Annotated in this window: 12 protein-coding genes; 8 read left to right on the top strand and 4 right to left on the bottom strand. The window is 41.3% G+C overall.

The window, feature by feature from the left end:
- The first annotated feature begins 73 nt into the window (after positions 1-73).
- From AAU57_RS01750 to AAU57_RS01735, 4 genes are all read left to right on the top strand, one after another.
- Positions 74-772 (top strand): queuosine precursor transporter, encoded by a 699-nt coding sequence (locus AAU57_RS01750; protein ID WP_055411283.1) that lies wholly within the window; start codon positions 74-76, stop codon positions 770-772.
- Between the two features lie 15 nt (positions 773-787).
- On the top strand, positions 788-3,466 hold the full coding sequence (locus AAU57_RS01745; RefSeq protein WP_055411282.1) for an AsmA-like C-terminal region-containing protein: 2,679 nt from the start codon (positions 788-790) through the stop codon (positions 3,464-3,466).
- An 84-nt stretch (positions 3,467-3,550) separates the two neighbouring features.
- The gene (locus AAU57_RS01740) at positions 3,551-4,309 is read left to right on the top strand and encodes a hypothetical protein (protein WP_055411281.1); all 759 of its coding nucleotides are present in this window, start codon (positions 3,551-3,553) and stop codon (positions 4,307-4,309) included.
- A 21-nt stretch (positions 4,310-4,330) separates the two neighbouring features.
- The gene (locus tag AAU57_RS01735; protein ID WP_055411280.1) at positions 4,331-4,915 is read left to right on the top strand and encodes an outer membrane beta-barrel protein; all 585 of its coding nucleotides are present in this window, start codon (positions 4,331-4,333) and stop codon (positions 4,913-4,915) included.
- 27 nt (positions 4,916-4,942) lie between these two features.
- Here AAU57_RS01735 and AAU57_RS01730 read toward each other — a convergent pair whose 3' ends face one another.
- Positions 4,943-5,737, bottom strand: a complete 795-nt coding sequence (locus AAU57_RS01730; RefSeq protein WP_055411279.1) for a DUF2797 domain-containing protein — start codon at positions 5,735-5,737, stop codon at positions 4,943-4,945.
- Between the two features lie 64 nt (positions 5,738-5,801).
- Here AAU57_RS01730 and AAU57_RS01725 point away from each other — a divergent pair, with 64 nt between their 5' ends.
- The 4 genes from AAU57_RS01725 to AAU57_RS01710 all read left to right on the top strand — a co-directional run bounded on the left by AAU57_RS01725 (position 5,802) and on the right by AAU57_RS01710 (position 9,936).
- Complete coding sequence (locus tag AAU57_RS01725; RefSeq protein ID WP_055411278.1) at positions 5,802-7,322, top strand: GH3 auxin-responsive promoter family protein; 1,521 nt, start codon at positions 5,802-5,804, stop codon at positions 7,320-7,322.
- 91 nt (positions 7,323-7,413) lie between these two features.
- Positions 7,414-7,644: a ferrous iron transport protein A gene (locus AAU57_RS01720; RefSeq protein WP_055411277.1), complete on the top strand. Its 231-nt coding sequence runs from the start codon at positions 7,414-7,416 to the stop codon at positions 7,642-7,644.
- Entirely contained in the window at positions 7,637-9,748 is a 2,112-nt protein-coding gene (feoB, locus tag AAU57_RS01715) for a ferrous iron transport protein B (protein ID WP_055411276.1), read from the top strand. Before AAU57_RS01720 ends, feoB begins: the two co-directional genes overlap by 8 nt.
- Positions 9,748-9,936, top strand: coding sequence for a hypothetical protein (locus AAU57_RS01710; protein ID WP_055411275.1), 189 nt, complete (start codon positions 9,748-9,750; stop codon positions 9,934-9,936). Before feoB ends, AAU57_RS01710 begins: the two co-directional genes overlap by 1 nt.
- Positions 9,937-10,015: 79 nt before the next feature.
- Here the strand turns inward: AAU57_RS01710 and AAU57_RS01705 are convergent, their stop codons facing one another.
- The 3 genes from AAU57_RS01705 to recQ all read right to left on the bottom strand — a co-directional run bounded on the left by AAU57_RS01705 (position 10,016) and on the right by recQ (position 12,955).
- Entirely contained in the window at positions 10,016-10,210 is a 195-nt protein-coding gene (locus AAU57_RS01705; protein WP_055411274.1) for a cold-shock protein, read from the bottom strand.
- A gap of 100 nt (positions 10,211-10,310) precedes the next feature.
- Positions 10,311-10,799 carry an RNA methyltransferase gene (locus AAU57_RS01700; RefSeq protein ID WP_055411273.1) on the bottom strand — a complete coding sequence of 163 codons (489 nt, stop codon included), beginning with the start codon at positions 10,797-10,799 and terminating at the stop codon, positions 10,311-10,313.
- A complete protein-coding gene (gene recQ / locus AAU57_RS01695; RefSeq protein WP_055411272.1) occupies positions 10,796-12,955 on the bottom strand; it encodes a DNA helicase RecQ in 2,160 nt (719 codons plus the stop codon). The genes AAU57_RS01700 and recQ overlap by 4 nt, the downstream gene beginning before the upstream one ends.
- Between the last annotated feature and the right edge of the window lie 73 nt (positions 12,956-13,028).

The following is a 13,028-nucleotide window of genomic DNA, read 5'->3' as shown; positions in this document are numbered from 1 at the left end:
GTAGCGTGATGGCAATTACTTTTGCAGCAAATTAAGGAATATTAGCGAACTGCTTTGGTACTTTTGCAGCATTATGAAACAGCTCATAGGCAAGGATTTACGACTGGCTCACCGTATTTATCTGGTGCTCGCCGCCTTGTTTATTTGCTCGCTGGTAGTATCAAATTTGATCTTCCAGAAGTTCTTTTATTGGAATCCCTTTGGGTGGTTCAGGTTTGAACTGTCGGTAGGTTTGCTGCCGTATCCCATTACTTTTTTGATCACTGACCTCGTGAGTGAGATCTATGGCAGGCGCAAGGCAAACGATCTGGTTCTGGCAGGAATCTTTGCATCGGTGTTTAGTTTGGGAATTATTTATGTGGCAGATATTGCACCGGCGATTCCAGAAAGTGCCATACAGGACGATGTGTTTACAAAGGTTTTTGGCGCTACCACGCTGGCCGTAATTTCCAGCATGATGGCTTATTTGTTTGCCCAGTTTGTGGACATACAGATCTACCATTTCTGGAAAAGGGTTACTAAGGGAAAGATGCTGTGGCTGCGTAATAATTTGAGCACGTTCTTCTCACAGTTTGTAGATACCATGTCGGTACTGTTATTGCTGTGTTATGCAGGTATATTGTCCTGGGATAAGTTCTGGCCATTATTGGGCGCTGGTTTCTTTTTTAAAGTGCTCGTGGCCTTGTTTGACACACCATTGCTATATGCCGGTGTCTATATATTTAGAAGACTGTTTCGTCTGGAACAGGCTCAAGAAATTCAAATTGATTAATACATTATAAGTGATATGAAAAAGTTTTTTAAGATTCTGGGAATCGTGATTCTAGTACTGGTTCTGGCCATCGTTGCCGCTCCATTTTTATTTCAGGATCAAATCGCGCAGGCCGTCAAGGATAAGCTCAATGCATCACTGGATGCGCAGATTGAATTCGGCGAGGTGGATTTAAGCTTTATCAAAGCCTTTCCAGACGCGCGCCTCAACATTGAGGATTTGTCCATCATCAACAAAGAGCCTTTTGCTGGCGACACTTTGTTCTATGCCCAGCAAACCTACCTGGACCTGCCACTTTTTGACGTGTTCAATAAGGCAGACGAGCCCATTCGTATCAATGAGCTTATTGTCAATAATGCTGTTTCACGTTTAAAAGTCAATGAAGAAGAAGTGGCTAATTGGGATATCGCTTCCGCGAAAGCGGACTCCCAACAACCTCAAGACACCTCTTCAGGCTTCACTTTTGACCTTAAACATTACGAGATAACAAATTCTGAACTCTCCTATGAAGATATCAGCACTAAAAACGTATTGGTCCTAACTGACCTGCAACACAGCGGTAATGGTGATTTTTCACTGGCGAGCAGTACGCTGGATACACAAACGTCAGCACTGGTAATCTACAGTCTGGATGATGTTGAATATTTATCAGGACAACGCGTGCAACTGGATGCAGATATCCTGATGGATCTGGACAATCAAAAATATACGCTCAAGGATAACAAGGCACTGGTCAATGATCTGGAACTGGAACTACAGGGTTTCATTGATCTGGAAGAAGAATCCACCATTGTGGACCTCACTTTTAACGCACCGTCATCTGATTTTAAGAACTTCTTTGCCATCATTCCAGAAACCTACAGATCTAATCTAGATGGTATTACCACCACAGGTGACTTTACCGTGGACGGTTCCATAAAGGGCCAAGTGACAGATGAGTTGATCCCATTATTGGATATAAGAGTTAAATCTGATAATGCGTCTTTCAAATATCCAGATTTACCACAAAAAGTGACCAATATCTATATTGATGCCCAACTCATGAACACGACAGGTAAAGTAGATGATACTTATCTGAATATTGCCAATACTTCTTTCAACATAGGTAAGGATCGCATGCAGGGTAACGCCATGATCACGGCACTTACTTCAAACATGAATGTGGATCTCAATGCTCAGGGAAATCTGGATTTAGGCAACCTTTCACAATCCTTTCCATTGCCAGAGGACATAGATCTGGATGGTAGGCTAGCGCTGGATATGGCAGCTCAATTTGATATGGAAAGCATTGAAAAGGAACGCTACGAACGAGTAAGAACTAAAGGAACCGCATCATTAACTGAATTCAAATACATAGGTACTGCGTTTAAAAATCCATTTTTGATCAATAGGGCAGATATAGATTTGAATACATCTACCATAAAGCTTAATGCTTTTGATGCCATCACTGGTAACACAGACATTAAAGCTAGTGGTACCATCAATAATTTGATAGGCTTCTTGCTACAAGATCAAGGTTTGAAAGGAAACTTCAACTTGAGGTCCAATAGTTTTGACGTTTCTGACTTTATGGAAGAAACTACTGAAGTCGCCAGTGCTAATCAAACTTCTACAGCAACCACTAGCGAGGCAGTGAAGATTCCTGCTTTTCTTGATGCGCAACTGGACTTCAATTTAGGCCAAGTGCTATACGATGGATTGACTCTTAAAAATGTAAAAGGAATCGCAATGGTGCGTGATGAAACCTTGACATTGAACAATACCAGTACGGATATTTTTGGTGGTGCGATCACGGTAGCAGGATCTGTGAGTACAAAAGGAGCGACACCGCAATTCAACATGAATTTGAACATGGTCAGTCTGGATATTGCGCAGTCCTTTCAAGGTTTTGAGATGTTCCAGACCTACGTTCCTATCATTCAAGCCTTACAAGGTAAAATCAATACCAATATTGATATTAAAGGAAACTTGACAGATGACCTGTCACCTATATTAACCTCCATAAGTGGTGATGCCCTAGCCGAATTACTTACCAAAGAGATTTTACCTGGATCTGCACCATTACTGGATAAACTGGATGAAAAATTAAGTTTTATAAGCCTCAAAGACATCGATCTAACTGACCTTAAAACCAAATTAAGATTTCAAGATGGTGCGGTACAGGTAAGTCCGTTTGATTTTAAGGTCAAGGACATCGTTGTGACGGCTAGTGGTAGACACAGTTTGACTAACGAGATGGATTATACCATGGATCTAAAGGTACCTGCCAAGTATTTGGGTAAAGATGGCGCTGCGCTGCTTTCAAAACTTCAGGATAGTGAAATTGAGAATCTTACCGTGCCTGTTCCTGTGCGTTTTTCAGGGTCTTTTGCGGCTCCTAATGTTCAAGTGAATTTGGAATCTGCGATTACTAATTTAACCAATCAAATCGTAGAAATCCAAAAGCAGAAACTTAAGGATCGTGGTGAGAATGCTCTAGGCGGAGCGATAGATGACCTAACCACTGGTAAAAACCCACTGGGTGGTATTAAAGATGTGCTTACCGGTAAAAAACCAGCAGCTACAGACACTACCGCTATTAAAAAACCAACAGACTCTGTTGCAAAACCAGCACCTAAGGAACAAGTTAAAGAAACCGCCCGCAATCTTTTGAACGGTTTGCTGAAGAAAAAGAAGGATACTACTGGGAATTAATATTCCAAGGCCATTCTTGTTAGTTTCTAATCATTGGTGGTTATTTTGCAACCTTACTGGAAAAGTTTAGCAGAATAATCTATTATGAGAAACCTACATTTAAGCATACTTTTTATAACCTGTATCATCATTTCATCCTGTACACCTGATGATGGCGGCGAGATTACGGTCCAATCAGAGAAATTGCTAAAGAAGTTGACGATTTCTGACAGTAATGGCTCGTCTTCCTTGAACTTTTTTTACAATGAAAATAATAGTATCGACAAAATTCAAAGTCAGGGAACCGGCGACGACTTTATAAAACAATTCTATTATGAGAACGGCAACATTGATAGAGCCGAATTTCAAGATTTAAATGCTATACCCGATGGAAACATTGAACAATACATTTATGATAATGGCCAATTAGTAGGACGAGAAGATTACTTTAACGAGAACACATTGGATGAAAAGTATGAATACGAATTTTCAAATGCATTGGTCAGTGAGATACGGTATTTTGCAGTAAACCAAACGAACTTTTCAGAGAAATCCACATTTCAATACGATTCCAACGGTAATGTGAGCGCCTTGATCATCAACTACACAGGTAATTCTAGCGCAGAAGAAGAACTATCCTTAACCTATGATAACCAGAACAATCCTTTTAATAACGTGACATCCCGTATTGTCTTGATCGATGATTTCTATTCTTTTCAGAACAATGTCATTTCACAAACCTTGACAGATCTGTCAGATAATTCAACGATCTCCACTATTAATTTTACATACACTTATGACAGTGACGATTATCCAGTATCCAGTAGCAACGGCACTGAAACAATTACATATGAGTATTACTAACAGGATACAATTGAAAAACCCATGAGACCCTTCACAATAGCTGTATTCCTTGCCCTATTACCGTTTCTATCTTTTTCCCAAGATAAAATTGGAATATTTGCAGGTGCCAGTGCCGTATCATTATCAGATGGCATTTTAGAAACCATAGGTATAACCACTAGTGATTCTTTCGTTTTCCACGCTGGGGTGAATTATGAAACTGTTGTTACAGATAAAATATCATTCGCACCTAAATTGGTTTATTCTCAACAAGGTGATCGTGAAGACGACGTTAGAGGTATTCAATATTCTACCTCTTACATCAATGCCCCATTGAATTTTAAGTTCTTTAATCAGCCATATATTCTCGCTGGACCGCAAATAGGTTACTTGATAGACACAGATAAAAGAGACCGCGATTATGGAGATTTAAAGACTGTAGATTACGGTCTTAATTTAGGAGTTGGTTTCGACATTAAAGACTTTTTTATTGAGCTCAACCTATATCAAGGATTCAACGAGTTGATTGATGTCCAGTTCGAACAACGGGATCCATTTAGGGATGTTGATCTGCAAGCGACTAATACAGTTATCCAGTTAAGCCTTGGATATAATTTTGACTTATAACTTTAGACAAGGCTATAAATTTGCCATTTAGTCCACCTTCAAATCCACCACAAAGCCTTCATGGCTGCGGATATTCATGACTTTGCCATTTTCAAAAATGAAATATTGGCCTTTGATACCTATCAACTTTCCAGAATGTTCAGGTGTTTTTGAAAGATTGACGCTGGTTACTTTTTTGGGGTATTGCAGCACGGGAAAATGAATATGCGTTTCTTCCTTTACGGGTAGAACAAACTCTCGGGCTTCTTCTGGGATGAGGTCGAGCACGCTTTCGCGAAAGCGTAACAAATCAACATCTTCAATATCATTGGTGAGCATTTTTCTCCAATTGGTCTTGTCGGCAACTTTTTCTTTTAAAGCTACCTCTGTGATTCCGGCGAGGTAACGATTGGGTGCCTCGAGAATCGCAACGGCCTCGTGGGCACCTTGATCGATCCATCTAGTAGGAATTTGGGTCTGACGAGTGACGCCTACCTTGATGTTGCTGGAGTTTGCCAAATAAACGATGTGAGGCTTGAGTTGTACTTTCTTTTCATATTCCAGATCGCGATCTTCCTCATCCAGATGGGCGCGGCTCAGTTCTGGTTTCATGATCCAATCACCCGCTTGAGGTATGCTGGAAAAACAGTCGTAACAAAATCCCTGACGCCATATTTTCTTGTCCAGCCCGCAATTGAGGCACTCATTTGCCACGTGCTTGATCGTGATATGATGGTCGAGTAACTGGTTGGCATGCACAAACTCATCTCTAAAAACCATATAGTATTGAACGGTTTCCTGAAGTTCTGTTTGCATTTTACGAATGGTGCCGCTTACAATCATTTTGGGTATAGGTTGAAAGAAATTGAATTATATTGCCCCAAAAATACCCTAAACCCAGTAGAGCGTGGCCATACCTTTAGTCAATTCTGTAGTTTCCTGGTTCTTGAAAAAGAGAATTCACGACATGGAGTTGTTTATGAAACACCCACAAGAACTGCAAAACAACTTATTGCTGGAGCTGGTGCAGCAGGCTAAGAATACCGAGGTTGGGAAAAAATACGGCTTTCAATCCATTACCAGCTATGAACGATTTAGGGATCAAGTGCCTATTTCAAATTATAGCGATGTACAAGAAGATCTGGAACGTACCCGTCGTGGCGTCAACAATATATTCTGGCCAGAAGAGATTAAATTTTTTGCGATGTCCAGCGGTACAACCAGCTCTCGCAGCAAATTCATACCGGTAAGCCAGCAGTCATTACAGGACTGCCATTATGCAGCAGCTAAGGACCTGTTGTGCATGTACCTTAACAACAATCCAGAATCCAGATTGTTTACGGGTCGTGGTTTACGATTAGGCGGCAGCAAGACCTTGGATAAAAGCTCTGGTACATCAGCTGGAGATTTGAGTTCCATTTTGATAGACAACATGCCGTTTTGGGCAGACTATAGTTCTACGCCTACTAATGAGGTCGCCTTAATGGCCGATTGGGAAACCAAAATGCCAGCCATCGTTGCAGAAACGATTAAGGAAGATGTCACGAGTCTTGCCGGTGTACCTTCATGGATGATGGTGCTGCTCAATAAAGTATTGGAGACCACAGGAAAAGATCATATCCTACAAGTATGGCCGCATATGGAAGTGTTCTTTCATGGTGGCGTAAGCTTTGAGCCTTATCAGGAACCTTTTAAGAAATTACTACCCAGTAGTGATATCAAGTACTATGAGACTTATAACGCTAGCGAAGGGTTTTTTGCCATACAGGATCAAAACGATAGTAAGGAATTACTGCTCATGCTGGATTACGGCATCTTCTATGAGTTCATTCCCATGAAAACCTATGGAACACCTGATGAGGTAGCCATTCCATTGGAGCAAGTCGAGATAGGTGAGAATTATGCCATCATCATAACCACTAACGCTGGGTTGTGGCGTCACAAAATAGGTGACACTGTGAGGTTTACCAGCACCTCGCCATACCGAATAAAAGTGACCGGTAGAACTAAGCATCACATCAATGTTTTTGGCGAAGAGTTGATCATTGAAAACGCAGAACAAGCACTCAAAAAAACCCTTCAAAAAATTCCTTGTGTCATAAAAGACTACACGGTAGCGCCGATCTTTATGAAAGACAAAGAGAAAGGTGCCCATGAATGGCTTATAGAATTTGACCAGCTTCCAGAAAATAAAGAGGCTTTTAAGGAGCTACTGGATCAACATTTGCAGGAGGTCAACAGCGACTATGCCGCAAAGCGCTACTTAAACACCACCTTGCGGGAACCTACCATCCATTTTGCACAACCAGACTTGTTTTATAATTGGCTCAAGTCCAAAAATAAATTAGGTGGGCAGCATAAAATTCCAAGACTTTCTAATACCAGAGTTTATCTAGACGAGTTGCTGGAAATGCAAGCCCACGTTTAACACTTTGAATCCTTAAGATTTAGCGGTTAATATTTTCCTATTCCTTGATTGCGTAGTACTTTTGCTTATTCAAAATAATTCTAAATAAGGTTTGGAAAAGACCATTGCACATCTAAAGCGCGGCGAGATCGCGGTCATTAAAAATTTTAAGGAGACCGACGTTCCCTTAAAATTACTGGAAATGGGTTGTCTGCCTGGCAATCTAGTGACGATGATGCAAAGTGCACCTTTTCAGGATCCGATTTATTTGAATATCAACGGTACGCATCTAGCCATTCGACGGGAAACTGCGGCAAAGATAAATGTTGATCCCTATGTCTAGATCTATAAACGTTGCACTTATAGGTAACCCAAATACGGGTAAAACTTCCTTATTTAATAGGTTAACAGGACTTAATCAGAAAGTAGGAAACTATCCTGGAATCACGGTTGAGAAAAAAGAAGGTATCTGTAAACTGGATCGCGGACTTAAAGCGCATATCCTTGACCTTCCAGGAACTTATAGTTTGAACACATCATCACTGGATGAAAGTGTGGTTGTGGAAACATTACTCAATAGGAACTCGCGAGACTTCCCTGATGTTGCAGTAGTGGTGAGTGACATTGAAAACATTAAGCGCAACCTTCTTCTCTTTACCCAAATTAAGGATCTTGAGATTCCTACCATTCTTGTGATCAATATGGCAGACCGCATGGAGCGCAAAGCCATTACCTTGGACATAGAACAGATGGAAATTGAGCTCAATACAAAAGTGGTATTGATAAGTGCTCGTAAGAACCGAGGTATCGACGACCTAAAAGATGCCATCACACAATATAAAACGCTCAAAACAGATCCTTGTGTCAATGCAAGCGTTATAGATCCTGAATATTTTGAGCGTCTAAGAAAAGCTTATCCGCAACAGCTAGTTTACAAATTGTGGCTGGTGATTACACAAGATGTGAATTTTGGAAAAGTAGATCGTAATCGTGACTTTGATCAACTCAAATCAGGTTCATTCAATATAAAATCAGAAGAAGATTTAAAACGGTTACAGCACAAAGAAACCGTAGTACGTTATCAGTTTATCAATGGGTTGCTCAAAAAAGTGCTTACTGTAGATCAAATGCATGCTAAGGATTTACGCAGTAAGTTGGATCGTGTGCTATTGCACAAGGTTTGGGGTTACCTCATTTTCTTCTTGATCTTGCTGGTTATTTTTCAAGCGATTTATGATTGGTCTTCCTACCCAATGGATTGGATCGATCAATTATTTGCATCCTTCAGTGCCATTACAGCATCAAGTTTGCCTGCAGGACCACTAACCAGCCTCATTGCCGAAGGTATCATTCCAGGATTGGGTGGTATCGTGATTTTTATTCCACAAATTGCTTTTCTATTCTTCTTTATTTCGCTGTTGGAAGAAAGCGGTTATATGAGTCGTGTGGTGTTCCTGATGGACCACATCATGAAAAAATTTGGATTGAGTGGTAAGAGCGTTGTACCGTTGGTTTCAGGAACTGCTTGTGCCATACCAGCCGTTATGGCCACCCGTAATATCGAGGACTGGAAAGAACGATTGATCACCATTCTGGTGGTGCCATTTACAACCTGTAGCGCAAGATTACCGGTATATTTAATCATCATCGCGCTCGTGATTCCAGATCAGGATTTGTGGTGGATTTTCAATCTACAAGGTTTGACGTTGATGCTTTTGTATTTATTGGGATTTGGTGCGGCTATTTTTTCAGCTTGGGTATTGAATAAAGTACTTCCCATTAAGAGAAAGACCTTCTTTGTTATGGAAATGCCGGCCTACAAATTACCTATGGGCAAAAATGTATTGATCACTGTTATCGAGAAAACGAAAAGTTTTGTTTTAGGTGCTGGTAAGATCATCATGGCCATCAGCATTGTTTTGTGGGTACTTGCCAGTTATGGTTTTGGAGAGCAATTCACAAATGCCGAAGAAATCGTCACCCAGCAATATGCAAGTCAGAATTTATCTCAAACTGAACTGGATCAAAAAATTGCATCTCACGAACTGGAACACAGTTTTATAGGTTATATAGGTAAAGCGATCGAGCCAGCCGTAAGACCGCTAGGTTATGACTGGAAAATTGGCATTGCGATAGTGAGTTCCTTTGCCGCGCGTGAAGTCTTTGTGGGAACACTGGCGACTATTTACAGTGTGGAAAGTAGCGAAGAAGAAACCATTAAAAACCGAATGCAGGCAGAGACCAACCCCATTCTAGGTGGTCCATTGTTCACTTTTGCCAGCGGTATTTCCCTGCTGTTATTCTATGCCTTTGCCATGCAGTGCATGAGTACGCTGGCGATTGTTAAACGGGAAACTAATGGCTGGAAATGGCCTGCTGTTCAATTCACGGCAATGACCTTGATCGCCTATTTTGCGGCGTTGGGTGCCTTTCAAATCCTGCAGTAATGAACGTCTTGTTGCAACATTTCTTGTTTTTAGTTCGCTTTCGCGAAAGCGAATTACAAATCTATCTGCAGTACGGTATCGTTATTTTGCTATTGATTGCAGCCGTGGTATGGCTGTTTAGAAAAAAATTATTCCCGTCACGTTATAATTCCAATAATTGCGGCGATGGTGACTGTGGTTGCCATTAGTGTTTGAAACACAACATCAAAGCATAAAAAAAGCCCGTTCAACGAACGGGCTTTTAGATGTAAGAAATATAAATATGTATTACTGGATAACTCTAACGTTAACAGCATTCATCCCTTTTTTTCCTTCTTTTTCTTCGTATTCCACTTTGTCACCTTCTCTAACCTCATCGATTAGTCCAGTTACGTGCACGAAGCAGTCTTGATTTGTTCCATCTTCAACGATAAAGCCGAAGCCTTTTGACTCATTGAAAAATTTTACGGTACCTTGTTTCATTATAAAAAATTGTAATAATTAAGCCACAAACATAATAAGATTCTTTGAACCAAATTGTTAATAACTTAAATTATTTACTTTTTCCAGTATTGATGGGCTTTTATGATGGTAATTTAGGTGTGCCATCGATGTAAATGGTTGTTCCTTTGACACTTCGGTCATACATCACGATGCTGCCAGCCACAGAAACATTGAGACTTTTAGGCGTCTCAAACTTGATGAGATGGTGTGACTTTTCAACCGCTTTTTTGCTCAATCCGTGATCTTCTGCACCTAGCAAATACACCGCATTACGTGGATGGTGAAATTCTTCCAATCGGGTTGCTTGTTCTGCCAGCTCAACACCTATGAGCATGGCACCTTTAGGAAGGTGCTTATAAAACTCGTCAAATGTTTTGTAGTGAAAATAGGGAATGGCATTGACCGCATTATGAGTGTCGCTGGCTTGTTTTGCATAACGATTCCCAATCGTGAAAATAAAACTCGCTCCAAAATTCTGAGCACTGCGCCACAGTACACCTAGATTTTCTGGCGTCTTTCCATTTTCTATCCCAATACCAAAAAAGCTATTCTCTAATGGATCTATCATCGTTGTGGTTCCATGGTTCTAGTTTCAACAACGGCCATTCCCAGGTGCAGTTTTCCATAACCTATTTTACCATCAAAATAGTCAAACACCGGTTTCATGGAACGGTCCTTTTTGAAGTTGGGCAGCATGTTTTCCAGCTTTTCTAGGTCAACACCATCCAGTAATGGGTCCACTTCCACATCACGGTGCGAAGCATAACGTTTACCTAGATGTGATAGAATGGTATCTGCTTTTAGGGAACGTTCCTCTGCAATTTCTTCAATGGATTTTCCAGCCCAGAAAGCTTCTACGCTCTCCATCACTGTATCAGATAATCCGCTGATATTAGAGCGTTTCTTCTTTTTCTTTTTAGTTGCCGCACGATAGATAAAGCTGGATGGTCTAGATTCTTTGTGTTGTTCTACCACTTTTAAAAATTGTTGACCGTATTTATCATGTTTATGGACACCAACTCCAGTAATATCTGCAAACTCGTTATCATCTAGTGGTAATCGGGCTGCCATATCCTTAAGGGTTGCGTCACTAAAAACCATGTATGGCGCCAGATTTTCTTCCTTCGCAAGGCTTAAACGCAATTCTTTTAATTCTTTGAACAACTCCTTGTGAACCTCTTCGGGTAATTCTTGCAATTGCGCTGCGGCAGCACGCTGCTCTGGTTTAGGGATTACGGCTAGTCTAACGGGCTTGTCCTCAAACAAAACCTTTTCAGATTCAGGAGTAAGTTTTAAATGGTTGTTTTCATGAAACGCAATCTCCAGTAATCCCTGATTGATCAATTGAATGATGTACTGTTGCCAGTCGTTCCATGAGGTTTCTTTTCCTGCACCATAGGTCTTGATTTTATCAAAGCCACTTTCCATGACTCCAGCATTATTGGCACCTCGCAATACATCTACCAGCAAATTAAGAGTAGCTCTTTGATCCATGCGATACACGGCACTCAAAGCCATTTGTGCCTGTCGTGTACCATCCATAAAGTCTGGCTTGTTGAGGCACACATCACAGTTGCCACAATCTTGTTCCAGAAACTCATTGAAATAGGACAACAACATGCGCCTGCGGCAGGTGAGCGCCTCGGCAAATTGTTTCATTCGTTCCAGTTTTGCGATCTGCACCTCGCTATTCCCGCTACCTTCTGCAAACTTGCGCAGCTGGATCACGTCTGCATAGCTGTGAAACAGCAAAGCTTGCGAGTCAAGACCGTCACGACCAGCGCGTCCTATTTCTTGATAGTAGCCTTCGACGTTTTTAGGCATGTTGTAATGGATGACAAAACGTACATTGGACTTATCGATTCCCATCCCAAAGGCGATCGTCGCTACCACAATCTTGATCTCGTCCTTTATGAATTGTTCTTGTACGCTTTCGCGAAAGCGGTTTTCCAATCCAGCATGGTAGGCAGCGGCAGAGAATCCTTGTCCCTTCAACTTTGCTGCAATATTCTCGCAGCTCTTGCGGCTCAAACAATAAATGATCCCAGAGTTTTCCTTATGATGGTTCAAAAACCTAAAGATTTGCGTCATGCGGTTGTTGCCGGGACGCACTTCCAGCATGATATTGGGCCTGTCAAACGAGGCGACAAACTCTCTTGCGTTATCGATAGCCAGTTGCCTTTTTATATCGGCTCGAGTGGCACGGTCAGCGGTTGCGGTGAGTGCAATGAGACTGGCTTCTGGAAAGGATTTCTTAAGGTAGGAAAGTTGCGTATAGGCAGGCCTAAAATCATGTCCCCATGTCGAGATACAGTGTGCCTCATCCACAGCGATAAGTGAGACTTTGACTTCGTTTAAATGATTTTGCAACAGCGAGATACTTTCTGGAGCCACGTATAGCAGTTGTAGCTGATTGCTTTGCAGTTTTTTAATGACCTCATCTTGGTCTGCTGTCTCCTGTGAACTATTGAAAAATCCAGCCGCAATGCCATTTGCATTAAGCGCATCTACCTGATCCTTCATTAATGCAATAAGTGGTGAAATCACCAGCGTAATACCGGGTAGAATGAGTGAAGGCAGCTGGAAACACATGGACTTACCGCCACCCGTAGGCATGACCACCATCAGGTCATTGCCGTCAAGAACGTTGTCGATGATCTTTTCTTGAAGAGGTCTAAAGCTGTCGTACCCAAAGTGTTTTTTGAGTAATTCTAATTTTGTCATGGCGTGAATTTGTTGATCTGGCGTTGAAGCAATGCAAAGGTATAAAGTTAGTCAAACGGCACAAAGATTGAGT

Origin of the sequence: Nonlabens sp. YIK11, from assembly GCF_001413925.1 — a bacterium.
In the GTDB taxonomy this organism is placed as follows: domain Bacteria; phylum Bacteroidota; class Bacteroidia; order Flavobacteriales; family Flavobacteriaceae; genus Nonlabens.
Note: the sequence above shows the minus strand (reverse complement) of the source record. Positions and strands in the feature narration are given on the sequence as shown.